This window comes from Micromonospora sp. DSM 43699 (genome assembly GCF_055517075.1).
The window spans coordinates 1-25,187 of the sequence record NZ_JBTMMT010000048.1; the positions used below are offsets into that span (position 1 = coordinate 1).

Below are 25,187 nucleotides of genomic sequence, written 5' to 3' on the forward strand. Positions count from 1 at the left end.
ACGGTTCGGCACCACCCGACCCCTGCCCAAGATCCTCGACCTGCCCCAACAGGTCTGGATCAACAAACCCGAGCCACAACGACAAGCCGCTTAACTCCCGTTGGCCTCAATCCCTTGACACGTTCCGCTTCGGCTGCGGATCGTCTGCGTCCGCCTCGACCTCAGCCTTTGGTACGACGGCCAGTGGGTGTGGCTCGAAGGCATCGAGCTGTGCTCGCCCGGCCGCGCCGGCCGCTTCCGGCGCGTCCTCGCCCGCGTCGCTGCCCTCCCACAGCCGCAGGAATGACGTGGCCGCCACCGTCTACCTGTCCGCAGCGGCCATCGACCAGCTCGCGGCCGCCCAGCGAGCGCTCGACGAGCACGTCACCTCCAGCGCCACCGGCTACTGCCTGCGCTGCCAGCTCGTCGGCCCCTGCGCCACCAACGAGCAAGCCGCCGCCACCTTCACCCGCTACGGCCGTCTGCCCCGAAGAACGCCCGGCGCCACCCGACCGCAGCTCATCAACGCCCGCCGCATCACTGCCGGCCCCGATCCCGCAGCCGACCTCACCCGGAGGTACCAACCGTGACCATGCCCGACATCGCCGCCGCGCTCCGAGACCTGCACGTCTCCATCGGCCAACAGCATGACCTGACCAAGGTCGTCATCCAGGATGCCGAAAACGCCCGAGCCGAGTTCCGCGCCCTGACCACCGGAGCCACCAACCCCCTGGTCAACCGGGCGCTGGGCAACTACGCCCAAGGCATAGTCAAGCTCCGCGACGGCTCATGGCTGCTCGCCGAAGCAGGCGGCATCCTCGCCGAGTACGCCCGAGCAATCGGCATCGACATGCCGCCACGGCAGCCGACCGAGGGCAAGCGGAAGGTAGAGCCGATTTACGACGAGCAGAGCGATATAGGTCCCCGCCAGCCCAGCATCCAACGGCTCCCGCAAGCCGACGAACCGGCACCGCGCGACCCGGCGGCTGGCTGACCCTTCATGGCGTGGTGGAGTGCGGTGACGGCCGGTGCTCAGCCACCGGCCGTCGCCACCGCCACCAAATGCTTACCGACGAGATCCTGGGCCTGCTTGACCTCGTCCACGCCCTCTTCGAGGCGGACGGGCGCCTGCCGGCACGCACGCACCGCGCTGTTCAGCAGGTTGTTGCCCCCGCCCCGGCTGACCTTCTGGAAGTGAGCCTGGGCCTTGTTCACCGAGTCGACGACCTCGGCGATGCCGCGTCCCACCTGATCGAGCGTCTGTAGCACCATGCTCAACTCCGCCATGACCGAACCGATGGGACCGCCACCCCGCCCGGCGGTGATCCGATCCAGTCCGGCGTTCATGGCCCGCCCGGCCAGGCCGCCGACCTTCATGCCGGCATACGCAGCACCCACCGCCACCCAAGGTGAGGGCTGGTGGCCAGCGGCATCGACTGCTGCGGTGGCCGCCACAGCAATCCCAGCGCCAGCCACCTTCCCGACCTTCTCGCTGACCTTGGTGATGCCTTCCCGAGCGGACTCGATGGCGGTGTCACGGAGGGCACCGACCGTTGCCGTCAGCGCGCCAGCAGCTTTCTGTCGCGCCCCGGGTCTGCCCAGGTCCCTGGTTCGTCCCCGCTGGCCACGCCCTCTCGTCCAGGCCATCGACAGCTACCGCGCCAGGTCGAGGAATGCGCAGCCAGACGCGACCAGCATCGGAAGAGTCTTGGCGAGCTCGCTTGCCACCTCGGCGGCGGTAGCTGCCTCCACGTCCTCGCCGGCCTCGCGCTGCTCCTTCGCACCTGCCTCGAAGTCAGCGCACGCGTCCCATAGCGAGCCGACGCTCGAAGAGTAGGCCCACATGCCATAGACGGTGTAGTTGACCTTCGCGTGCGCCTGCCCGTTATGGCCGATGAGGCGTCGGTCCGGCTCCTCGGGGGTGTTGCCCATGCCTTCCGCGAGCGGGTGGAGCTTGATCCGCCGGAGCGCCTTCTCCAGTTCGCCGTCCGGGTCGAACTCGATCAGTAGCCCTCGGCCGAGGAGTCGGTCGATGACCGGCCCGGGGTTGGCAGGTCCGTTGCCGGCTGCGATCACATCCCGCTGAAGTGTCTCGCGGTTGACCTCCAGGCGAGCGTGCCGCTCTGGGTCGAGGAAGGCTCGCCCCCATACCTGGAACTCTTCGTCGGTCAGTTCCTCGGAGTCGCTGCCGAGCCGCACCTCCCAGTACTCCGGCGTCGGATCGGGCGGGATGACGTACCGGTAGGAGGGGCCGAGATTGAGGCCGACGGGGACGATGACGGTGGGCATCGGGTGACCTTCCGAGGATCGGAGTCAGAGGACGGCGTTGTACTTCTCGGTCTGGGCGATGGCGGCCTGGATCAGGCCGGCACCCTCGCCGAACTTCTGTTTGGCGGCGCTGAGTTTGCCGATGGCGCCCATGACGGCGGGCTGCTGGGTGCCGGCGGCGAGGGCCTGGAGCACGGCGATGGCCCGGTCGACCTGGGCGTTGACGCCGGCGAGCTGGGCGAGGGCCTTGTCTGCCTCGGACTTGCCGTGGGCCAGGCCTGCCTTGATGTCTCCGATGGTGGCCACTGAATGTTCCTCTCCTGGGTCGTGGTGTCCAACGCCCCGCCACCGGTGGCAGGTGCGTCTGCGGGTTCAGCCTCGGGTCGCGGCAATGAAGATGAACCACAAGATCGGCATGCCGACAAAACAGATCACTCCGCCTGCGCGGGCGGACCGGGTACCCCCTCCGCCGATGCGCGGTTGGCCGACGAGGCTGATCGTGAGGTAGCCGGCGAAGAACGCCAGCGCGGGCAGCCCACACAGCGACCAGGGCACGAGTTGCCATGGGATGCCACCGAGGTCGGCGTCGGGGCTGACGGCGAACATCAGCAGTGAGGCGAGGGTGCCGAGGGTCGCTGCGGCGGTGTAGACGAGGGCATTGCGGGCCAGCGGTGTGAGCCCGGGCAGCAGTGGTGGTTGCGCGGCCTGCCGGTGGGCGTGCTCGGCGGCGGCGTCGGCCGCGTCGGCGGCTGCAGCGGCCCGGCGCAGGGCCTCGGCTGGGTCGGGAACCGGGCTGGGGGCGATGCCGCCGATGTGCGGCTCGGGCAGGCGCAGCGTGGCGGCGAGCTGGTGAAGGTGTTGGCGCTGGGCGGCGAGCCGGCGGGTGATCTGGTCGAGAGCGGCCCGACCGCTGCGGCTTGCTGCGGCCTGCTGCTCAGCTCGTGAGCGTTCGTTCCGTAGCAGGGTGGCGAGGCGGCGGGCGTGGTCGGTGTAGGCGGCCCAGCCGCCGTCGCGGGGCATCGGGGTGACTGGGTCGGTCATGTGAGGTCGTCGATCTGGTCGAGGGTGCCGGGGCGTACGTAGGGGACGATGAGGGTGCGGCGGTTGTCGTTGCGGTCGATCAGCAGGGCCCGGTTGGGTCGGGACTGCCACTCGGAGGCGTAGTCGTCGAGCAGGGAGCCGATGTCGCTGCTGGGCAGGTTGAGCGCGACGAGGCAGGCGACCTCGCCACCGCCGGTGGGGCCGAGGTCGTCATTGAACCGGCTCAGGGTGCGCCACCAGCCGAGCAGGTGCACGCCGTGGCCGGGACCGTTGGCCAACACGGCCCGCAGGTCCTCGTGCCCGGAGCGGTAGGTGGTCGGGTCGCTGGCCGCGAGGAGGTTCGTCGCGGCATCGGCACCGAACACCACCAGGTACGTCGCCTGCCCGCCGCCAGGCTCGGACTGCTGGGCGAGGTCGACCAGATACGTCCGATACGGGGTCGAAGTGATCGTTTCGCACGGATGGCCGGCTGCGGTGATCGCCTCGACGGCGGCGTCGGCCGCCTCGTCGGCAGCGGCGACAAGCGGCGCGACCAGGAAGCGGGCGGTGCCGGGGGCGTGCTGGCGGGCCAGGCTGACCGCGGCTGCGTACAGGATGTCGGCACCGACCGGCGAGGTGCCGAGCACGGCCAGATGGCTACCTGGAGTGGCGTCGAGGGTGAACCCGGCGGTCGGCAGGCCGACGTCGACGGCGCGGCCGACCAGGGCCCGCCGCCGACGCACGTCCGGGGAAAGGCGGACGAAGGTGGGATCGGCGTCAGGATGCTGCTCGGCGTAGCCAGCGAACACCGCAGGTGGCGCGTCGCCCGGCGGGCGGGCGTTCCACAGCAGGTGTCGCTGTGCGGTCACCGACGCGGCATCGGCGTTCGGGAAGCGGATCACCCGATTCGCTCCCACTATCCCGGCCGCCGCATTGATGACGGCTCCGCCAATCGGAAGGTTGTCGGCACCATCGTTGAGCTGGTCGAGGATCCCGCCGCCACCGGCGAGCGCGACCCGCAGCGGGAACTGCCCGAAGATCGACTCGGTCTTGGTGAACAGCGCCTCCACCCCGGAGATCGTCTGCGACGCCAGGACCAGGTGGATGCCGTACGAGCGGCCCTTACGCGCCAGCTCCTCCAGCAGCGCCACCGCCTGCCGGGCCACCGCGTCGTTGCCTTCGAACAGCACATGAAACTCGTCGATCACCGCCACCAGCCGCGGCATCGCCACGTCCGGCCGCCCGGCCCGCAGGTCGGCGAGCTTCGTCACCCCGGCCCGCTTCATCTCCGTCGCCCGGCGGGTCATCTCCCGCGATAGCGTGCGCAGCACCGCCAGCCCGTACTCCCGATCGGACTCGATACCGACGGTGCGGGCGTGCGGGATCCACGACGGGTCCACCGCCGTCGGGGTGAACTCCGAGAACGACACCCCCTCCTTGAAGTCCAGCAGATACAGGCCCAACTCGTCCGGGGAGTAGCGCGAGGCCAGACCGTAGAGCACATCCAGCAGGAAGACGGTCTTGCCCGACCCGGTACGACCACCCACCAGCCAGTGCGGCGTCGCATCATCCAGCGCCAGCACGCACTCGGCGCGGCCCTCTCGACCCACCGCGGTGCGCAGCCCGCCGACCGACGACTCCTGCCAAATCTCGGTCGGCATCAACGCCGCGAAGTCCGTTGACGCTTGTACCCGCGCCGCCTTCGCCAACCTGCGACAGACCGTCTCGACCAGTTCGTCCGGCGGGCCCCCGTCCAGCCGCATCGGCACCGCCAAGCCCGTGCCGTCTTCACTGAACCGGTACGGACCCGGCGGGTCGGAAACCCGGAACAATCCGCTGCCGGCTACCGCCAGATGCGTCGTCCGCTCCAAGCGAGGCGCCGCCTCCAGCCCCGGGTGCTGCGGCGGCGGATAGCCGGCCACCAGCAGGAACACACCTGCGGCCGGACCGGCGTGCGCGATCGCCGCCAACCGCGACCACTCCGTACGCCCCGCGCCCTGTGGCAGCGCCGCGACACACACCAGCAGCACCGACGGATCGGCCGCGCCGGCCTGAACCCGCTCTATCCGCTCCTCCGCCTCCGCCAGCACCTGCTGGAAACCCGGCAGGTCGATCGCGGGGCGCCGCCAGGCCTCCGCCTCCACCATCGCGCGGAACGGACCGAACACCGCACCGAGCGTCGCCCCGTCAACAGCCGTGACCCGAAGCGCCCCATCCGGCAACGCCGCAAGCACTCGCAGCAGCAACCCGCGCAGCCACCGCGCTACGGACGGATCGCGGGCGTCGTTGTCGATGGTCAGATGACCGGCACCCAGGAACGGCACGACGACACCGAAGACGCTGCCAATGACCGGGGATGCCTCACCCAGCCGAACAGGAAGTGGACGACTCGCAGCCGCATCTACACCTGTCGGAAGGCTCGCGGCAGCAGTGTCCAGCTGGCAACCGAGCCAGCCCGGCGTCAGTCCCTCGGCCATTCGCTGCATACCGGCAGCGAAACGTCGAGCATCTTCACTGGCCTGCGCCGACACGCCGTCCCCGCCGGCACCAGCGCGCAACCGCGCACGGGCGGCCTCCGCATGCGATACCGCTTCTCGATGGGCCGTCACCGCCCGACCGAAGGCCGACGCCACCGACTCCATGCCAACGTCTCCCCCGGACCGATGGACCGCGATCTCTGGCGCCGACCCTATCCAACGACACCACCCGTAGTCAGCCCCGTATTGCTCAGCGTGCTGAGCGATGGTGGTGAGGTGGTCTCTACTGTGGCGAGGACATGCTTAAGCCATCACACCGCCAGCACGGGGTAGCCGGCCGCCGCGTGTCACCGCGGGGCGGCGGCCTGCTGCTGCCCCTCCCGGAGCCCACTCGTTGGCGGAGGTCTCACGAGTGGGAACCGCATCACGGTGGTCAGCTGCTGGCGCATGTAGCTGCTCATCAGGTTTCCATTGGGGGAGGAGCGCTCGTGCCAAACTACGTTGCGCTTGGGGACCTCACGCATCTTCCGTTCGATCAGCCGGCGCAGCGGCCGGGCTATGACGACGTCAAGGGACTGAAGAGGTGTGAACGTCGGCTTTTCAGCTACAGCGACGTCACTGATTGGCCACGGAGCGCGTCGTGGCTCGCGGTCGGTGCGCCGTTTCGGCACACTGGCCAGAGTGGATCTGGGTGCACGGTGGGCGGAAAAGCGCAGAATGTCGGATGAGTGAGCTCCCGTCTCGCATCGGCCGATACGCGGTCTGTCGAAAGCTCGGCAGCGGCGGTATGGGTGAGGTGTTCCTCGGATACTCGCCGGCGGGTTCGCCTGTGGCGGTGAAGGTCATCCGAAGTGATCGGCTGGATCCGGTCACCCGCGCCCGCTTCGAACGTGAGGCCGCCGTCGCCCGGACGGTGATCGGCACGAATCGCATCGCGCGGTTCCTGGAAGCGGACCCCTACGCGGACCGTCCCTGGCTGGCGATGGAGTACGTCCCGGGCTACACCCTGCAGGAGTACGTACGCGAGCACGAGGTGCTGCCCGTGGCTCTGGTGGCGAGCCTTGGCGCGCTCGTCGCGGAGGGCCTGGAGGCGGTGCATGGTGCCGGCCTCCTGCACCGGGACCTGAAGCCGCAGAACGTGATACTCGGCGCAGACGGCCCGGTGATCATTGATTTCGGTCTGGCGGCATTCGTCGATGCCTCGTCGTCGCACGACTCCCTGTCGACCAGCGGGATGATCATCGGCTCGGTGCGGTGCATGCCGCCCGAGCAGGCCGGCGGGAACCCGCGGGTTACCGCGGCGGCCGACGTCTACGCGCTGGGCACAGTTCTTCTGTACGCGGCGGCCGAGCACTATCCGTACGACGGGCCGTCGTGGCAAGCCATCATCTGGCAGATCACGAACCCTGAAATCGAACCGGATCTCACTGGAGTCCCCGCCCGCCTGCTCCCACTCCTGCGGAAGATGCTCGCCTTCGAGGCCGAGGAACGTCCGACTATCTCCGACGTGGCTGCCGCCTGTGCCGAACTGCTGGGGGACGCCTCTATCAGCCCGGCCGACGCACGGTTGGCTCTGATCGGCAGGACCGCCGGCCGAAATCCGAGTCTGCGGGAGGGCCAGGTGCCGTCGCCGTCGATCGAAGCAAGGCTCGACGAGCTGAGTACCGAGGGCGGCTCGGATGCAGATGGGCCGCTCGATGTGCCGCCGGCAACTCCCGAACCTGTGGAAGCGGGGGGGCCAGAGATCGCGGAGCCCGAGGCCTCTGAGCCACTGGTTCGGCCTCGGGAACGTCCATCGCGACGGCCGGCGTCCAGCCGGGTGGCGGCGGAGTTGCGAGCCGCCTACGCGGCCCAACCGACCCTGTAGCAGGGTGTAGGGCGGTCGAACAGCAGAACGAGGAGCGGGGCAAAGGGTGAATATCGAGGCCGAGACCGCAACCGGCGAGGGAAAGGTGTCGGCCGGCTTCCCTCCAGGGTCGCAGGTACTCGTACGTGACGAGCAGTGGCTGATACGCAAGAGCACGTTCACCAGGCGCGACGGATGGATGATCGAGGTCACTGGGGTGTCGCCGTTCGTCCGCGGCGAGGAAGCCATCTTCTATCAGAGCCTCGACGACATCCGAATCCTCGATCCGCGCGAGACCAAGCTGGCGGCGGACGACTCGGCGAACCACCGGCGGGCCCGGCTGTTCCTGGAGGCGGTATTCCGCAAGACTGCGCTGCCGCAGACCGAGCACGGGCTCGCGCTCGCAGACGGGTTCCTGATGCATCCGCAGGTGCATCAACTGCGGCCGGCTGAGCTGGCGCTGTCGATGAAGAACCCGCAGCCTCGGATCCTGATCGCGGACGTGGTGGGCCTGGGCAAGACCCTGGAGATCGGGATCTTGCTGGCTGAACTGATCCGACGCGGTCGCGGCGAGCGGATCCTCGTGGTGACGCCGCAGCACATCCTGGAGCAGTTCCAGCGGGAGATGTGGACGCGGTTCGCCATCCCGCTAGTCCGATTGGACTCGACCGGCATCCAGCGGGTGCAGCGGGAGATTCCGGCGGGACGTAACCCGTTCGCCTACTTCAAGCGGGCGATCATCTCGGTGGACACGCTGAAGAGCGCCGTCTACGCCCATCATCTGGAGCAGACCGACTGGGACGCCGTCGTCATCGACGAGTCGCACAACCTGGTCAACCGGGGCACCCAGAACAACGAGCTGGCCCGGTTGCTCGCTCGCAAGACCGACGCGCTGATCCTCGCGTCAGCCACGCCGCACAACGGCCGGGCGGAATCGTTCGCCGAGCTCATTCACATGCTCGACGAGGCCGCGATCGCTGATCCGAGCAGTTACGATGTCGACCAGCTCGAACATCTCTACATCCGCCGGACGAAGACCTCGCCCGAGGTACGCGACTCGCTGACCGGTTCCTGGCCGGATCGCGGACCGTCGACGCCAGTGCACGTTCAGGCCAGCGAGGCAGAGACCGCAGTCTTCGCGGAACTGATCCAGCGGTGGATCCCGACCGAGGGCCGTACTTCGGTCAGCACCCATCAGCTGATGCCGTATCAGCTGCTCAAGTCGTTCCTCTCCTCGCACCGGGCGTTGCTGGCGACGATCCGGACACGGTTGAAGACGATCGACACGTCCTTGGCCGAGAAGCCGGGCGATCAGGCGCGCCTTGCGGAGCGGACAGCGCTTCTGACGCTGCAGGAACTGACTGGGCACGTCCAGGACGAGGACGCGTCGAAGTTGACCGCCTTGGTGGCGCAGCTGCGTGAACTCGGCGTCGGACCGGGCTTGGACACCCGAGTTGTGATCTTCTCGGAACGCATCCCGACGCTCATCTGGCTGGCCGAGACCGTTCCCGCTGTGCTCGGGTTTCCAGCCACCGCCGAGGTCACCGATCGCAAACCATGGACGGCTTTCGGTGGCGCTGTACACGTCATGCACGGCGAATCGACCTCGGACGAGGAGCAACAGCGCATCGTCGAAGCGTTCGGCCTGCGTGACGCCCCAGTCCGGATGCTGTTCACCGGCGACATTGCCTCCGAGGGCGTCAACCTTCACCAGCAGTGCCACATCCTGATCCACTACGACCTGCCATGGTCACTGATCCGCATCGAGCAGCGCAACGGCCGCATCGACCGGTACGGGCAGAAACACTCACCGCAGTTTCGGGCACTGGTGCTCACCAGCGACCTGCCGTGGCGCACCGATCCGGAGTCTGGCGCGGCACGCACTCTGGATGACCGGCTGGTCGGCGAGAAGCTTTTGGCAAGAGAAGCCGAAGCCCACAAGATCGAGGGCTCTGCGGAGGCGGTGACCGGCCTGTACCGGGCGTCAGAGGAAGAGGATCGCCTGATCAAGGACCTGGTCGCCGGCCGTACCGTCGAGCAGTCGATCAAGAAGTCCCGCGCCGGCCGGACCGGGTTCCTGGCCAAGCTCGTCGGCCAGGTCGGCGCTGTCCCGGAACGCAAGGAAATCCGCAGAGCGGAGGTCTTGACACTCTTCTCCTCGACGGCGGACTACTTCGACGAGGGTCTCCGGCAGATCTGCCGGCCCAACCCCGAGGACCAACTGTCGCTCTACCGCGACGACAACGGCACCATCGCGTTCGAGCCGTCGGCGGACCTGCTGTACCGACTGCGGTCGCTACCCCGCTCGTATCTGAAGGAGCAGCAGATCCTGCCCGGCCCGGACTCGCCCGGCCGGCTGCGCATCACCTTTTCAAAGGATCTCGCCGACAACCGGTTGACGGCCGCACGGGAGAGTTCGGACTCGCAATGGCCGACGGTCTCCTACGTGACCGACGTACATCCCGTGCTGGACTGGCTCACCGACAAGGTGCTCGTCGAGGTCGGCCGGCATGAGGCACCGGTCCTGACCGCGAGTGTGACCGAGCCGGTCTTCCTCGTCCAAGGCATCGCATCGAACCGGCTCGGCCGGCCGACGATCGTCAAGTGGATGGCGGTCACCGGCCTACCCGACGCCCCCGAGACCCGGGAGCTGACTCCAGCACTGCTGGCCGAATACGGTCTCGGTCCGCGGATGCCGGCCCGCGCGGTACCAAGTGACTTGGACGGACTGACGAAGTTGGTATCAGACGCGATCGAGGAAGCTCGCCGCTACTTCAGCGAGATCGAGGGCAGCTACCGCGACGGCATCAAGGAGGCGCTGGCGCCGTACCGCAAGAAGGTCAGCACATGGAAACAGGAGGCGCTGTTCGCGGGGTCACGGCCGGATCACCGGCAGGTCGACAGCACGGCCGAGCGGCTGATTCAGCTGGTGGCGTCGCTGGAGTCGGTCGGGGCGCCGATGCTGCGCCTGCTGGCCGTGCTGGAACCGCTCGCTGACGGGGTTAAGGGAACACACCGATGAGCCGCGACTACGACTCACTCACCAACCGGGGCGAGTACTTCTCCGCGCACTACCTGGCCGAAGACCTGGACGCCGACCTGCGGAAAGGGATGTTCGCGACCTGGACCGGGCGCGAGGGCGACGAGAACGATCCACGGCGTACACCGCGCGAGCTCATCCGTGGCCTGCGCGGCAGCTACCTCGGCGAGGACGGCCGGCGCTACTTCGCCGGTTCGGCTGAGGCCGACGGCGACAGCCTGATCCGCCTGGCCACCTACGACAACCCGGAGTGGCGCAAGCGGCTGACTGAGTGGCACCAGGAGGTGCTGCGGGCACTCGGCTTCGAGCCCGCGCCTGTCGAACTCGTCGCGCACCGGGCTGGCCGCGACCACACCGTCACTGTCGCACTGCACACCGACGAGATCATCGCCCTGGACTGCGGCTGGACCGGCAACGCCGACGCGGCTCTCGACCCGAACGGTGCCGGGCGCCTGCTGCATCCCCTGCGCGTCACCGGGTCCGAGAAGTACGAGACCGGGCCGGCGCTCGCGTCGTGGCTGTTCCAGAGTGAGATCGGTGGTCCCGGCGGCGCCCACCCGCGTTTCGTCCTGCTGCTGCACGGCGGCGTGATCATCCTCGCCGACCGCGGCACCTGGGCCGAGGGGCGCTATCTCGCCGCGAACCTCGACACGGCGTTGGAACGCTTCGACCGGACCCAGACCGGCGAGCTATCGACTATCGCCGCCCTGTTCAGCCGCGACATGCTGCGCCCCGGCGACAACGATCCGACCCGCCGTATCGACGTACTGCTGAAGAACTCCAGCACCAACGCCGTCGGCGTCTCCAAGGAACTGCGGCACGGCCTGCAACGCTCCGTCGAGATCCTCGCCAACGAGGTTCTGCTCCGTATGGCAGAGCCGGGCAACAACGTACGCCCGGAGGACATCGAGGGTCCGAAGCTGCCGTTCGCCCGGGAGCTGACCCGCGAGTGCCTGCGATACCTCTACCGGGTCCTCTTCCTGCTCTACGCCGAGGCCCGGCCCGAGCTGGGCATCCTGCCGACCGACGACGGCAGCTACGAGAGCGGCTACTCGATGGCCCGGCTGCGGGAGCGGTGCGCCCTCGACGAAGAACTCGTCGAGGAGGAGTCGAGAAACGGCTTCTATCTGTACGCGTCCCTCGATCTATTGTTCAACAAGGTCAACTTCGGGCACCGGCAGTACGGCACCGAACCCGACGACGACCTCCCCGGCGATGATGAGGCGACCCGCAAGGAGAAGGCCGAACGCCGCAGCGAGGATCATGGACTGCGGTTCGAAGCGCTGCGCAGTACCCTGCTCGAACCGGGCGCCATCCGGCTGATCGGCACCCGCACCCTCGACCCGCGCAGTGACGAGGACGAAGATCCGCGCTGGCTCGACCTACGGCCCCGGAACGCGGCCCTGCACCAGGTGCTGCGCCTGCTCACCTTGAAGCAGGGCAAGAAGGGCGAGCGCGGCGGCTTCGTCTCCTACCGTAACCTCGGCATCAACCAGCTCGGCGCCGTCTACGAGGGCCTGATGTCCTACACCGGCATCATCGCCGATGAGGAACTCTGCGAGGTCGCCCGCGAAGGGAACCCAGACGAGGGCTCGTGGCTGGTGCCCGCCCACCGCCAGCAGGATTACCCGGACGAGACGTTGGTCCGCTACAACGAGGCCGACGCTCGGTACGGCCTGCGCGGCGTCAAGAAGTACGCAAAGGGCTCGTTCGTCTACCGGCTATCTGGCCGTGAGCGGGAGACCTCCGCCTCGTACTACACGCCGGAGTCACTGACCAAGGTCACGGTTGAGCTGGCGCTCAAGGAGCGGCTCGACCAGGAACGCGACGCTGGCGGCAACCCGATCAAGACCCGGGCGGCGGCGTTGCTGTCGTACCGGCTCTGCGAACCAGCGCTCGGCTCCGGCGCGTTTCTCAACGAGGCGATTAACCAGGTCGCCGAAGAATACCTGCGCCGCCGGCAGGACGAACTGGGACGGTCCATCCCGTCCGGGCAGGTGCTCACCGAGAAACAGCGGGTCAAGGCCTACATCGCTCTACACAACGCGTATGGCGTCGACCTCAACCCAACCGGCGTCGAGCTGGCCGAGGTCTCGCTGTGGCTCAACACCATGCACCCAGGCATGCTCGCGCCTTGGTTCGGCCTGCACCTGCGGCGTGGGAACTCGCTCATCGGCGCCCGGCGCGCGATCTACGCTGCCGACGACGTCTGCTCCACCGCCAAGGAGTGGCTCAAGGCCAAGGGAACCCTGGCCCCGACTCCGCTGCCGATGCGCGATGTGTACGGCGACCCTCAGCCGTTGCCGGCCGACGCTGTGCACCAGTTTCTCCTGCCCACGCCGGGCTGGGCCGCTGTCGCCGGCAACACCGAGGCAAAACAGCTTTCTACCGACCAGAACAAGAAGCTCGCGGACTGGAAGAAGGGCATCCTCCAGCGACCGACGCGGAACACCTCACATCTCAAGGCGGACGGCACCCCGAAACTGGTCGTCCGCACCCAGCAGCCGCAGCAGGAGAAGCCGTCCCAGTTCACCCGGCTCCGCGACGCCGCCCGGCGAGTCGAGTTCCTCTGGGCCGCGGTCGTCAAGCGGATGGACATGTCCGAGCAGAACATCGCCCGGCGGATCCCGATCTGGGGAGCTGGGGCGGACGAACCCGAGTACGGCTTCCTGCACCAGCAAGAGCGATCAACACCCAAGGAGGACGTGCTCCGGGACCTCTTCGAGGCAGTCGACACCCCGTACTGGCGGCTGAAGCTGGTCATGGACGCCTGGTGTGCCCTCTGGTTCTGGCCGTCCGACCAGGCCGGGCTGCTGGACGGCACCGACGAGGAGTACGAGGTCAGTGGCGGCATCACCCGCGCCAGCCTGGCCAGCCTGATCGACACCACGGTTCCCGGCACCGAGTCACCAGCCGAACTGCCACAGCAGGCGCCAACCAGTGCGGTTGCGCCCTCGGCACCAGTTGCCCGGCGCATGATCTCGCGGCCGATGACGCTCTTCCCCATGGACGGCGACCAGACGACCCTCGACGAACTTGGTTGGGGTCTGGAGCCCGAGCCAGCACCCGTAACACAGCAGCCCCAGAAGAGGCCCGCGAAGGCCCCGAAGTCCTCGGCACCGGCACTCCGCCGAGTCATCCCCCTGAAGAACCTCGACGACTGGCTCGACTTCCTCGAAGCAGTCCTCGGCACCGCCGACGTCCCGCAGAACAGTTTCCTCGACGCGTACGACACGCTCGACAAGCTGAAGGATTTCGAGAAATCCCTGTCCGCATTCTTGAACATGGACACCAAGCCGCCGGAAGACCGGTTCCCGTGGCTGCGGGTCGTCCGCGACATCGCCGACCGGCAGGGCTTCCTGCACTGGGAGCTGGAGTTCGCGCTCATCTTCGCCGAACGAGGTGGCTTCGACCTCCAGGTCGGCAACCCACCGTGGGTCCGGCCTCGCTGGGATGTCGACGGTGTGATGGCCGAGTACGAGCCCTGGTTCAAGCTGGTGGACCGTCCGTCTGAGATGGGCAAAGAACGCAGACGGCAGGAACTGCTTCAAAGGCCTGCCGCCAAGGCTTTTTTGATCGACGAACTCACTAGCAATAGGGCGACCGTAGCGTTTGTTGGAGGCTCTCAGAACTACCCGTTGCTGGCAGGCACTCAGCCGGACCTTTACCGGGCTTTCATGTTCCGCGTCTGGGCGCACGCTTCTCGACATGGAACCGCCGGAATGCTGCATCCCAATACTCATTATACGGGACAGAAAGAGGGAAGGCTGCGCGCAGCGGCCTACGAGAGGCTCCGGATCCACGGAGACTTCTCCAATCCGGGCCACAGATTTTTTCCGAAGCCAGTAGGTGAATCAAGTCATTTCGGAATCCATATCTACGGAGCAAGGCAGGTGGTTAGATTTAAACATCTTTCCTGGCTTTTCTCTGCGCGTTCACTTTCCCTCTCCTTGACGCATGACGGCACTGGGGAAGCTCCAGCCATCCGATACAAGGGCAAGCTTGACGAACGTCCACATCGAAACCGAGTGATCATTGTGGACGAAAAAGTTCTTGCAGTTTGGCGGAGGCTGGTCGGCGAGGAGGACCGGCCGCTAAATCAGGCACGCCTGCTATTCCCGGTCAGCACCGCCGAAGCCTCCGCAATCGAGGCACTAGCCACCTACCCTCGTCGACTTGGCTCCATGAGCCCCCAGATTTCGTCGGGCTTCCATGAATCAGACGCAAAGAAGACGAATCTTATCGACTACAATCGTGAGGATCCCTCGACTGGCCAGGAGTATCGGCCGGAGGATTGGGATGAGGTAATCCTTAAGGGAAACCAGATTGGTGTTGCTACCTCAATATTCAAACGCCATAATGCAAACAGTAATGATCCATATGGGGCGGACCTTGTAAATTTGCCATCAAACTTCGTTCCAGATACCGGGTATGTCGCTGTTCCTGGACGGAGGGAGGCATGTCGACAGGATCATGATCTGTGGATCGATCACGCGGAGTTGGCGCGTCTTCGCTCCGACGAAGAGGTCCTAAGCCGCACGAGGGCGCTAATCGCCGAGGTCGAGAACACCTCTGAGGCGAAGATCGGCCCAGAGAAGGTGGACGCGGCTCTGGTGCAGAATTCCCGGCGGCCATATGTCGATTTCTACAGAATGGCGTGGCGCCGCCAGATCGCTCCGGACACCCAACGCGCCCTTTATGCAGCCCTTATCCCGCCCGGGACTGCCCACATCGATTCAATGCACTCCATGGCAATGCCGAGTAACTCCCTTAACGTCTTGGTGGCAGGGTTCTGGGCATCCTTGCCTCTTGACTACCTCCTTCGCGCAACCGGCCGGAGCGATCTTTACGTCGCCGGAGCCAAAGCTATGCCCGCACCCGATGAAGATCACCCGCTTGCCTGCGCACTCCTTCTGCGGACCCTAAGACTCAATTGTCTTACATCTGCATACCGTGACCTTTGGGCGGAGGTTTATGACCCGGCGTGGACGAACACTGAAGCGTGGGCGCTGGACTGGTCCGGATCGCGGCCATTGGCCGAAGTCAGCCCAGAGTGGACGTCGGAAACTCCGTTGCGGACCGAACGAGATCGGCGGGCAGCGCTAGTCGAGATAGACGCCCTCGTGGCTGTGTGGCTAGGATTGGATGCCGACGCTCTCATTGCCGCATATCAGGGGCGGTTCCCTGTGCTCCAGAAGTTCGAAGCTGTGACCTGGTTTGATTCAGAGGGCTGGAAGCTTGCAGGTGACGCTCGGACGATCGGTCAGAGGCAGACCAAGGCGACCTGGGCGCAGTTCGAGGCGTACCAGAACGATAAGGCCGATCCGAAGACCGTTGCGCCTCCGGAGGGATTCACGCCGCCGTTCTACAAGGCGGACCGGGTGGCTGAGATGACAGCGGCGCACGCGGTGTTCCAGGCTCGGCTGGATGCGGCGATCGCTCGCGGTGAGTGGGATCCGGTCACGCGGAAGGCGGCGAACCAGTGAGGCCGACCCTGGAGGCGCGCGGGCTGAAGGAGAGCCTGCTGCAGTACCTGTCAACCACCTACGCGCTGGCCGACGAGGGTGCCCGGGAGGCGCTGCACCGATTCCTCGGCAACGAGACGTCGGGAATGTTCCGTGGGCCGTTCCTGCGGATCAGGACTCCGTTCACCACGGCGGCGACGGGTTGGGAGCAGCATCTGGAGTGGCGGCGGGAGGGCTGGACGCCGTACGCCCATCAGGCTCGGACTTTTGCCCGGTTGAGCTCGGCGAATGGTCACGTGCCGGAGCCGACGCTGGTGACCACGGGCACAGGCTCCGGCAAGACGGAGTCGTTCCTCTACCCGATCCTCGATCACTGTCGCCGGGAGCGGGTGGCCGGGCGGTCCGGAGTGAAGGCGTTGCTGCTGTACCCGATGAACGCGCTCGCCACCGACCAGGCGCAGCGGATCAACGAGCTGCTTCTCGGGCACCGCGACGAGCTGGGCACGGTGACGGCCGGCCTCTACATCGGTGACCGGGCCGCGATCCAGTACGAACGGGTCTACACCCGGCGGCAGGACATGCAGCTGACCCCGCCGGACATCCTGATCACCAACTACAAGATGCTCGACCTGCTCCTTCAGCGGGTCGACGACGCGCCGCTGTGGCAGGACGCGGACCTTCGCTACGTGGTGGTGGACGAGTTCCACACCTACGACGGCGCGCAGGGTACCGACGTCGCGATGTTGCTGCGCCGGCTCGCGTCCGTCGTGGACGCTGCCGAGGAAGGCCGCCCGCTGGGCCCGATCTGCCCGGTGGCCACCTCGGCGACGCTCGCTTCGGCGTCCGACGAGCGAGCCACCGAGGATCTGCTGAAGGTGGCGACAGCGGTGTTCGGCACCCCGTTCACCGCTAAGGCGATCGTCGGTGAGGATCGCCTTACCATCGACGAGTTCATCCCACTGCGCGATATCGGGGAGCTACCGAACGAGGAGGTGATCCTGCCGACCCCGACGCCGGACGAGCTGCTCGCTCTGCCGGACCCCACCAGCGGCGACGATGCGCTCCTGCTGCTGGCGCATGCTGTGACCGGTGTCGACGATCTGGATCAGATCGAGCTCGGAAGGCGACTCAAACGGCACCTATTCACCAAGGCGCTGCTCATCGCTCTCGAGGGCGATGTGAAGAGTGGCCCGGACGTGCTACGGCTGATGTGGCGTGCCGGCGCGCAGAGCTGGTCGTCGGCGATCACTCGGCAGCCGGAGAAGGCCGCTGCGGCGCTGGCCAGGTTCGTGGCGCTGCTCTCGTACGCCCGTGATCCTCAGTCTCCGCCCGGCGAGCTCCGGCCGTTCGTGCATGTCGAGGTGCACCAGTGGGCTCGCGCGGTGACCCGGCTGCTGCGTGGAGTGTTGCCGTGGCCGAAGGCGGAGTTCCGGTGGGACGTCGCCGGAACCCGCGATCCCGGCACCGATCAGGGCGTGGTGACGGTACCCGTGACGACCGCGACCGCCGGGCAGGCCGCGAACCTGTTCCTGCCGGCGGTCTACTGCCGGGAGTGTGGTCGCTCCGGCTGGGCGGTCTTCTCGCCGGAGAGCGACGACTGGGATGTCCAGTTCGACAGCTATAAGATCCGCCGGGCATCGACGGGGCAGGACAAGGTCCGGATCCGCTACCTGATCGCGGCCACCGACCGGGAGGCCGCCGAGGGCGCTGGCCGCAACACGATGCGCGACGCCGGCCAGCGCGTCGGAGCACCGTCGGCGGCACACGGTTCTGGCGGGACGCTGATGGTGCTGGACGCCGTCCGGCAGCGGCTGCGGCTACCGGACCCGGGCTCCGACTACAACGACGAAGGGCAACCCGCGCTGACCGCACGGGACTCGACGTTCCTACTGGTCAACCTTGGTTCGACGGCCAACACGGCCGCAGCGGAGGACTGGTGCCCGGCGTGCGGTGAGCGCAACGCCATCCGCTTCCTCGGTACCGGTGCGGCAGCGCTGGCGGCAGCGGCGATCACGCAGCTGTTCACCGCTGGGGAGCTGGACAAGAGGGCGTTCGAGGACAAGACCCTCATGTTCAACGACTCGGTCCAGGACGCGGCGCATCGGGCCGGTTTCGTGGCGAACCGGTCGTACACCTTCTCTCTGCGGGCGTTGCTCGCCGCGCACCTGCGTCAGGAGTCCGCCACCGCTCTGAACGACCTGATCGCCGACGTGGTGTCGGCGACGACCGATCCGCAGACCCTCGCTGCGGTCGTACCTCCAGATCTGCATGGCCTGCTCGGTGTAGACCGCCTGCTGTCCGGCCGTGGGCGTGGTGGCGATATCGCAACCTGGCAGTTGATCGGGCAGCGGCTGGCGTTCGAGACGCTGATGGAGTTCGGGTTCCGCTCCCGCAACGGCCGCACGTTGGAGCTCACCCGCACTGCGGCGGCGCACATCCACCTCGCCGATCCGGGCGCCATTACGGCAATGGTCAAGGAGATCCACCTCGATCTGGGCCGGGACGGCCTGCCGATCATGGAGGCCGACGACGCCACCTACCTGGGTTTCGTCCGGGTATTTCTGGAACGGCTTCGCAGCCGCGGCGCTGTCTCGCACAAGTGGCTGAGCAAGTACATCGACGAGGCCGGGACGAGCCGGTACTTCATCTGGGGACAGCGTCCGCAGGGCATGCGAGCGTTTCCGAACCGGGTCGCGGCACCGAAGTTCCTACTCGCGGCGCCGAAGAACGGCAGTGACTTCGATGTGGCCTCCGGCCGGCTGTCCTGGTACGAGCGGTGGGCGGGACGCACTCTCGGGCTGGCACGGGAGGTCATCCCGGAGTTCTGGTATCGGCTGCTGCCTGAGCTGGCCTCGGCTGGGCTGTTGTCGGTTCGTACCCCGAATGATTCCTCCGCCCGCATCTACGGCCTGCAGCCGGGCAACGTCGAAGCCCTGCTGCTGGACGACGGCCAGGTGCGGGAGGCTTTCGTACGTTGCCCTGTCTGTTTCTGGGAGCAGACGGTGCATCCGTTACTGCTCGACCAGTGGCACGGCCAGCGGTGCCCGGCCTATCGGTGCCGCACTGGCCGCCTGATCGCCGGCAACCGGCCGATGGAACTCGGGCGCCACCAGCGTGACCGTGACTACACCCAGGACTACTACCGCCGGCTCTACCGGCAGGCGGGCACCTATCAGGTGAACACCGCCGAACACACAGGCATGCTTACCCGCCAACAGCGGGAACGGGTCGAGCAGGCGTTCAAGCAGGGCCGCAAGCCCGACGAGACGGGCGTAGTGGCGTTCAAGAACCCGAACGTCCTGTCCTGCACGCCAACGCTGGAGATGGGTATCGACATCGGGGACCTCTCCGCTGTGGTACTTGCCGCGCTGCCCCGGCGCCCGGCCGGCTACGCCCAACAGACCGGACGTGCCGGACGGCGTACCGGCAACGCGTTCCTGCTGACCATCGCCGACCGCTCCCGGCGCGACCTGTATTTCCTGGATCAGCCGAAGGAACTCATCGCCGGGATGATCGTGCCGCCGGGCTGTTACCTGTCTGCGGTGGAGATCCTGCGCCGGCAGTACCTCGCCCACCTTCTCGATTTGGCCGCGACCGGCCGCCTTACCCGCCCTGACGGCGTCGTACTGCGGGCGCTGCCGGACCGGGTGAACGCGCTATTCGGACCGTCCGGATATCTGGTTGACCTGATCGAGGTCGCCGTCACCCAAGCTGCCGAACTCGTGGCGGGGTTCCTTCGGCTGTTTCCCCGCGACGACGGCGCTGACCTGTTGCCACGCGGTGTCACCGAAGATGCACGTAAAGATCTTATCGAGTACGCGTCACACGGCCTGCGGGCGGCGCTGGAGGAAGCCGAGCGGGAGTGGCGACGCCAGGACGAAGGACTGCGGGCCCGGATCCGGACGATCAGCGAGGCCTACGACGAGCTGCACGACTCCGACCCTGACGAGGCGGATGAGAAGGCGATGTTGGATGCCGAGCGGCGTGCGCTCGGCAAACGGCTGATGGACCTCGGGAACACCACGGCGCAGGGCGCGTTGTGCGATCTGGGCCTGCTGCCCAACTACGCTCTGGTCGACACGGTCACCACACTCAACGCCACGCTGTACGGGCCGGACGGTGTGAGCCCGAAGGACGGCAAGACGTCCCGGTACAAGTCGAAACCGGTGAGCTACCAGCGGCCCCGCCGATACGCCCTGGAGGAGTTCGCCCCCGGCAACACCTTCTACGTCAACGGCTACCGCCACCAGATCACCGGCATCGACATCATCACGTCTGGCCGGCCCGAGTGGCATCACTGGCGCGTCTGCCCGGGTTGCGGGTACGTCCGCACGGAAGACGCCGTGCACGACCGGTCTGCCTGCCCCCGCTGCGACAGCACCTACATCGCCGACGACGGCTGCCTCTTCCAGATCGTCGAGCCGTCGACCGTGACTTCGCGTGACCTGCGGGAAGACGCCCGGATCCGGGACGACAAGGACGAACGCGACCGTCGCTTCTACACCGTCGTTGACGCGGTCGACTTCCCCGACGACGAGATCGCCCCCGGTTCGTGGCGGCACGCGCACCAGACGTTCGGCGTCGACTACTGCCGGCGCGCGATGATCCGGCGCATCAACGTCGGGCCGGCCCGCTATGACGCGCCGCCGCGGGACGACTTCGCCGGGCACACCGTACGGATTAATCCGTTCCACGTCTGCACCGGATGCGGGGCAACGAGTGCGGACGGCCAGCCGGTCTTCAATCTCGAATCGGACGCTCTCAGCTCCTCCCAGGCACGTAACCCGCAGCTGAAGAATCACCGCCCATGGTGCCCGCTGCGCCGGGGCAAGCCGGACAACATCACCCAGGAGAAGGTCCTGCTCGCCCACCAGTTGCGGACAGAGGCGCTACGCATCCTCCTTCCGGCTGCGGCTGCCGACGTCGACACCCGGGTGCACTCCTTCCGGGCGGCGCTGCGGATGGGCGTGGACCTGCACTTCGGTGGCGACCCGCAGCACCTGGACACCACCGTCGCCTCCATGCCGGACCAGGCGAGCGGGGAACGCCGCTGGTTCCTGGTTCTCTACGACCGGCTTCCGGGAGGCACCGGCTACCTGGACCGGCTCACCAAAGCCGAAGACTTCCAGAAGGTGCTCTTGAAGGCATACGCCGCGCTGCTCGACTGCAAGTGCAAGGACGAGCAGCGCCGGGCCTGCCATCGCTGCCTGCACCGGTATACCCCCGAACCGCAGCAGGACCTTGTCTCCCGCAACACCGCGCTCCGGATGATCAGCTCGCTGCTCTTCGACGACGGATGGGAGATCGAACCGGTTGCCAACACCCGGAAGATCGGACTGGACGGCCAGCTCGAATCCGACCTCGAACAGCGCTTCCTCGACCTGATGCGCGGCTGGGTGTCGGTTACCGACGACGTATCGCTCGACGAGGACGGCCATGCCAGCGGACACCTGCGCTTTGCCCGCGGCACCGACCTGGTCCACTGGCGGATGACTGCCCAGCAGCAGCTGCGCCGGACCAGGACTGACTTCACCTTCAATCGGGTGGACGGTCCCAGCCAGAGTGTCACCGTCTACCTGGAAGGCTTCCGGTTCCACGCCACCCCTGAGCACAACCGCATCGCGTCGGACGCCCGGCAGCGGACCGTCCTGCGCGCCGAGGGCCACCGTGTCTTCCAGGTCACCTGGTCCGACATCGAGCTGTTCGAGCAGCGGCCGACCTCCACCCGGCCGGTCTGGCCGCCGTACTCAGGAACGGCGCAGGAGCAGGCCAAAGACGCTTACGAGGAGTTCGACGGCAACCGGGCCCAGCTGACCGGCATGATCTACACCAATCCGGTGAGCTCTCTGATCGCCTACCTGCGAGACCCCGACGAGCAGCGGTGGGCGTCAGCGGTGGGCGCCATGGTGACCGGACTGCTGGCCGAGCCAGGAACTGCTCTACTAACGGCGACGACCGATCGCCGGGAACTGGCCCGGACACTCCGTGCCGAACTCAACGGGCTCACTGCTGGTCAACCCAAACAGCCCCCGCCTGCCGGGGACCCGGACGCCACGCTGCATGCTTTCCGGGCGCACGATCAGTGCGGGCTGCCGATCATCGTCACCCTCGACGCCAAGGATCCGGACCACCCGCGCTGGACGGCGCTCGCGGCTCTCGACGACCGTGACGCCGCACTCACCGGCGATGGCCACTGGCGGCGCTGGCGCTCGTGGCTCTACTGGACGAACCTCACCCAGTTCCTCGCGTACGCCGGCGGTGACGGAGTCCAACTTGCCTACAGTACCGCCGCCGAACTCGACCTTGACACCCTCCTCGTCTGCGGTGGCGTCGGTGAACTCGACTCGCTGAACAGCCCGCCGCTGCCGAAGCCGACGGTCAGCGTCGACAAACCCGCTGCGGTGACGTCCGGACCACGGGACCACCAGTGGGACGACGAGATCCTGGAGATCCTCGACGATGAGCCGGAACACGGCGGTGATCTCGGTGTCCTCGCCCGCAGGCTGGCCGACCGGGGCAAACGCGCACCCGTGTTCGGCTACGAACTCGGTGCCGGCCGCTGGCAGGTCGACTTCGCCTGGCTCCTGCCAAACTTCAAGATCGCAGTAGTGGCCCTGCACGGTGATGACACCGACGCACGACACCGGAACGAGGCATACGCCGAGGAAGGCTGGATGATGCGAACCGCGGCCGAGTGGCTCCAACACCTCGACGAACTCGAAGACCTGCTGCCCGACATGGAAGACTCCGAGTCATGACCGCGCGACTCAGCCTGCACTACAAGGCCGAGGAAGAGCTCTACAAGCTCGACCGGACGGTCAAGGGACTGTTCTACGACTTCTGTCACCGGTTTCGGAAGAACCCGGATCAGCCCGGCCTGGACCTGAAGAAGCTCAAAGGCGACTCCCGCATCCACCGCGCCAAGATCAACCAGTCGTATCGGGCACTGCTCATTCCGGTCGAGACCGACGAGCGTGGCCGCCAGCACTGGCTGATCATCGCGGTCCGACATCGTAAGGACGTGTACGACGAACTCCAGGTCGCGGTCAACCGCGTCACCGGAGAGTTGGAGTTCGTCGATCTCGCCGTGATGGGCGACAGCTCCCTGCAGCGTGCCGGGATCACGCTCACCCCGGCCGAGCCCGATGATGTAGCTCCAACGCCGGCTCCCATTCGAGAGCCCGATCAGGTTCCAGACCGGCCGCCCCTACTCGGTGCCTACACGGCCGACCAGCTCCGCGACCTCGGCGTTGCCGAGCAGCTCATCGACTTGGCCTTGGCTGTCACTACTGATGAGGAACTCGACCGACTCGTCTCGGGTGCACCGCTGCTGTCCAAGGACGTGCTCTACGGACTTGCGGCAGGGATGAGCATCGACTCAGTACTCGAAGAGGTTACCCGCCCAGTGAAACTGCCAACTGAGCCGGACCTCGCCGACATCTCCACTGCGGTCAGCCGAACGAATGTCTCGTCGATCGACGACGACGTGCAGGCTGCCCTAGACGAGGGCAGTTTCCGTAGCTGGAAGCACTACCTGCATCCGACCCAGGCCAAAACCGCGCGGCGTGAATACACCGGCCCGGCCCGCGTCTCCGGCGGTCCGGGCACCGGCAAGACCGTCGTCGCTCTGCACCGGGTCAAGTATCTCGTCGAGCAGCTGACCGACGACGGCGTGCAGATTCTGCTCACAACCTTCACCGCCAACCTCGCTGCCGACCTGCGGCTCCGCCTCACCTCCCTGATAAGCGAACCGGAGCTGCTGGCGAGGGTTGACGTCATGCACATCGACCAGCTTGCCGCCCGCGTCATCGGTGAGAACACCGACCAGCGCAACCGGCGCAAGCGCATCAGCGATCAGGCAGCCATGATCGAGATGCGGCAGCTCCTTCTCGAACTCGACGAAAAGCGCTGGGAGGCCGACTTTCTCCTCGACGAATGGGAGCAAGTTATTCTCGGCCAGGCACTGACAAGCCGGTCGGACTACTTCAGCGCCCGACGGGGCGGGCGTGGCCGCGCGCTCACCCGCCCAGAACGCAGCCAGATCTGGAAGCTAATCGAGCAGTTCGCCGCTCGTCTGGACAAGCTCGGTGCCGAGACCTGGGGCCAGGCTGCCGAACGCGCCGCCCGCTTCGAGATCGAACGCGCCGTCGCAGCGGAGCGGTACCGGAGCTCGCCTGCGACGGCTGACGACAGCTCCGGCTCTCGGCCTTTCGTGTACCGATACCGGTACGTCGTCGTCGACGAAGCCCAGGACCTGCGCGCCGCTCACTGGAAGATGTTGCGCGCCATGGTTGAGTCAGGCCCGAATGATCTCTTCATCGCCGGCGACACCCACCAGCGGATCTATGATCACCAGGTCTCTTTGGGTGCCCTGGGCATCAACATTCGGGGCCGCTCACGTCGGTTGACACTCAGCTACCGCACCACCCGCGAGATCCTGGTACACGCCCTCCGGATCGCTGAGGGCAACAAGACCGTCTACGACGATCTCGACGACGGCATCGACAACCTCTCCGGATACCGGTCTGTGCTGCACGGCCCCAAACCGACCTTCCTGGGATATCAGAACTGGCCGGGCGAACTGGCCGGCGTCGGAACCCTGCTACAGGGATGGCGCGACGAACTCTCGACGGACGACGATGGCGCCCGCCAAGACCCGTCCGGCCACGTCGCGGTCGCGGTCGCGGATCACGAACAGCTGACCCAGGTCATCGATTACCTGGAGAAACAGGGCGGCCTGACCTGCGCCGAGCTCACTAAGGACGGGCCGCGTGGTGACGGCGAGATTCACGTGGGGACGATGCACCGATTCAAGGGCCTTGAGTATCAGCGGCTGGCGATCATCGGAGTGCGCAAGGGCGCGATCCCACGTCCCTACATCGAACGCTACCGCCGGTCCGACCCGCAGCGGTACGAGCTCGAGCAACGCAAGGCCCGGTCGCTGCTGTTCGTTGCCGCGACCCGCGCCCGAGATGTACTAGCCATCACTTGGCACGGTGCACCCAGCCCTTTGTTGGATCCAGTGGTCAACGGCTGAAACGGTCTTCGCCCACGCGCAATGCGTACTTCCCGTCACCAAATGAGCTTGCCGC

The 25,187-nt window shown here is 66.9% G+C and carries 12 protein-coding genes; 7 read left to right on the forward strand and 5 right to left on the reverse strand.

The features are described 5' to 3' along the window. The first annotated feature begins 287 nt into the window (after nucleotides 1-287). Both AC0AIB_RS21605 and AC0AIB_RS21610 read left to right on the forward strand, forming a co-directional pair. Entirely contained in the window at nucleotides 288-569 is a 282-nt protein-coding gene (locus AC0AIB_RS21605; RefSeq protein ID WP_465097350.1) for a hypothetical protein, read from the forward strand. Nucleotides 570-571: 2 nt separating this feature from the next. Further along, nucleotides 572-973, forward strand: coding sequence for a hypothetical protein (locus tag AC0AIB_RS21610; RefSeq protein ID WP_465097374.1), 402 nt, complete (start codon nucleotides 572-574; stop codon nucleotides 971-973). 38 nt (nucleotides 974-1,011) lie between these two features. Here the strand turns inward: AC0AIB_RS21610 and AC0AIB_RS21615 are convergent, their stop codons facing one another. The 5 genes from AC0AIB_RS21615 to AC0AIB_RS21635 all read right to left on the reverse strand — a co-directional run bounded on the left by AC0AIB_RS21615 (nucleotide 1,012) and on the right by AC0AIB_RS21635 (nucleotide 5,909). After that, nucleotides 1,012-1,440: a hypothetical protein gene (locus AC0AIB_RS21615; protein WP_357892999.1), complete on the reverse strand. Its 429-nt coding sequence runs from the start codon at nucleotides 1,438-1,440 to the stop codon at nucleotides 1,012-1,014. A 192-nt stretch (nucleotides 1,441-1,632) separates the two neighbouring features. After that, nucleotides 1,633-2,268, reverse strand: coding sequence for a hypothetical protein (locus tag AC0AIB_RS21620; RefSeq protein ID WP_465097351.1), 636 nt, complete (start codon nucleotides 2,266-2,268; stop codon nucleotides 1,633-1,635). A 24-nt stretch (nucleotides 2,269-2,292) separates the two neighbouring features. Continuing rightward, entirely contained in the window at nucleotides 2,293-2,553 is a 261-nt protein-coding gene (locus tag AC0AIB_RS21625) for a hypothetical protein (RefSeq protein WP_095563279.1), read from the reverse strand. Between the two features lie 66 nt (nucleotides 2,554-2,619). Then, entirely contained in the window at nucleotides 2,620-3,288 is a 669-nt protein-coding gene (locus AC0AIB_RS21630; protein ID WP_465097352.1) for a hypothetical protein, read from the reverse strand. Next, a complete protein-coding gene (locus AC0AIB_RS21635) occupies nucleotides 3,285-5,909 on the reverse strand; it encodes an FtsK/SpoIIIE domain-containing protein (RefSeq protein ID WP_465097353.1) in 2,625 nt (874 codons plus the stop codon). Before AC0AIB_RS21635 ends, AC0AIB_RS21630 begins: the two co-directional genes overlap by 4 nt. Nucleotides 5,910-6,468: 559 nt before the next feature. Between AC0AIB_RS21635 and AC0AIB_RS21640 the strand changes: the two genes are divergently transcribed. The 5 genes from AC0AIB_RS21640 to AC0AIB_RS21660 are packed head-to-tail and all read left to right on the forward strand — an operon-like array spanning nucleotide 6,469 to nucleotide 25,132. Beyond that, entirely contained in the window at nucleotides 6,469-7,611 is a 1,143-nt protein-coding gene (locus AC0AIB_RS21640; RefSeq protein WP_465097354.1) for a serine/threonine-protein kinase, read from the forward strand. A 46-nt stretch (nucleotides 7,612-7,657) separates the two neighbouring features. Further along, on the forward strand, nucleotides 7,658-10,612 hold the full coding sequence (locus tag AC0AIB_RS21645) for an SNF2-related protein (RefSeq protein WP_465097355.1): 2,955 nt from the start codon (nucleotides 7,658-7,660) through the stop codon (nucleotides 10,610-10,612). Then, the gene (locus tag AC0AIB_RS21650) at nucleotides 10,609-16,116 is read left to right on the forward strand and encodes a class I SAM-dependent DNA methyltransferase (RefSeq protein WP_465097356.1); all 5,508 of its coding nucleotides are present in this window, start codon (nucleotides 10,609-10,611) and stop codon (nucleotides 16,114-16,116) included. Before AC0AIB_RS21645 ends, AC0AIB_RS21650 begins: the two co-directional genes overlap by 4 nt. After that, nucleotides 16,113-22,853, forward strand: coding sequence for a DEAD/DEAH box helicase (locus AC0AIB_RS21655; protein ID WP_465097357.1), 6,741 nt, complete (start codon nucleotides 16,113-16,115; stop codon nucleotides 22,851-22,853). The genes AC0AIB_RS21650 and AC0AIB_RS21655 overlap by 4 nt, the downstream gene beginning before the upstream one ends. After that, nucleotides 22,850-25,132 carry a UvrD-helicase domain-containing protein gene (locus tag AC0AIB_RS21660; protein ID WP_465097358.1) on the forward strand — a complete coding sequence of 761 codons (2,283 nt, stop codon included), beginning with the start codon at nucleotides 22,850-22,852 and terminating at the stop codon, nucleotides 25,130-25,132. Before AC0AIB_RS21655 ends, AC0AIB_RS21660 begins: the two co-directional genes overlap by 4 nt. The last annotated feature ends 55 nt before the right edge of the window (nucleotides 25,133-25,187 follow it).

What these genes read in the sequence shown, in the direction of transcription:
- AC0AIB_RS21610 (WP_465097374.1), top strand. Translation starts at nt 572, where the DNA reads ATGCCCGACATCGCCGCCGCGCTCCGAGACCTGCACGTCTCCATCGGC.
- AC0AIB_RS21620 (WP_465097351.1), bottom strand. Translation starts at nt 2,268, where the DNA reads ATGCCCACCGTCATCGTCCCCGTCGGCCTCAATCTCGGCCCCTCCTAC.
- AC0AIB_RS21630 (WP_465097352.1), bottom strand. Translation starts at nt 3,288, where the DNA reads ATGACCGACCCAGTCACCCCGATGCCCCGCGACGGCGGCTGGGCCGCC.
- AC0AIB_RS21635 (WP_465097353.1), bottom strand. Translation starts at nt 5,909, where the DNA reads ATGGAGTCGGTGGCGTCGGCCTTCGGTCGGGCGGTGACGGCCCATCGA.
- AC0AIB_RS21640 (WP_465097354.1), top strand. Translation starts at nt 6,469, where the DNA reads ATGAGTGAGCTCCCGTCTCGCATCGGCCGATACGCGGTCTGTCGAAAG.
- AC0AIB_RS21650 (WP_465097356.1), top strand. Translation starts at nt 10,609, where the DNA reads ATGAGCCGCGACTACGACTCACTCACCAACCGGGGCGAGTACTTCTCC.
- AC0AIB_RS21660 (WP_465097358.1), top strand. Translation starts at nt 22,850, where the DNA reads ATGACCGCGCGACTCAGCCTGCACTACAAGGCCGAGGAAGAGCTCTAC.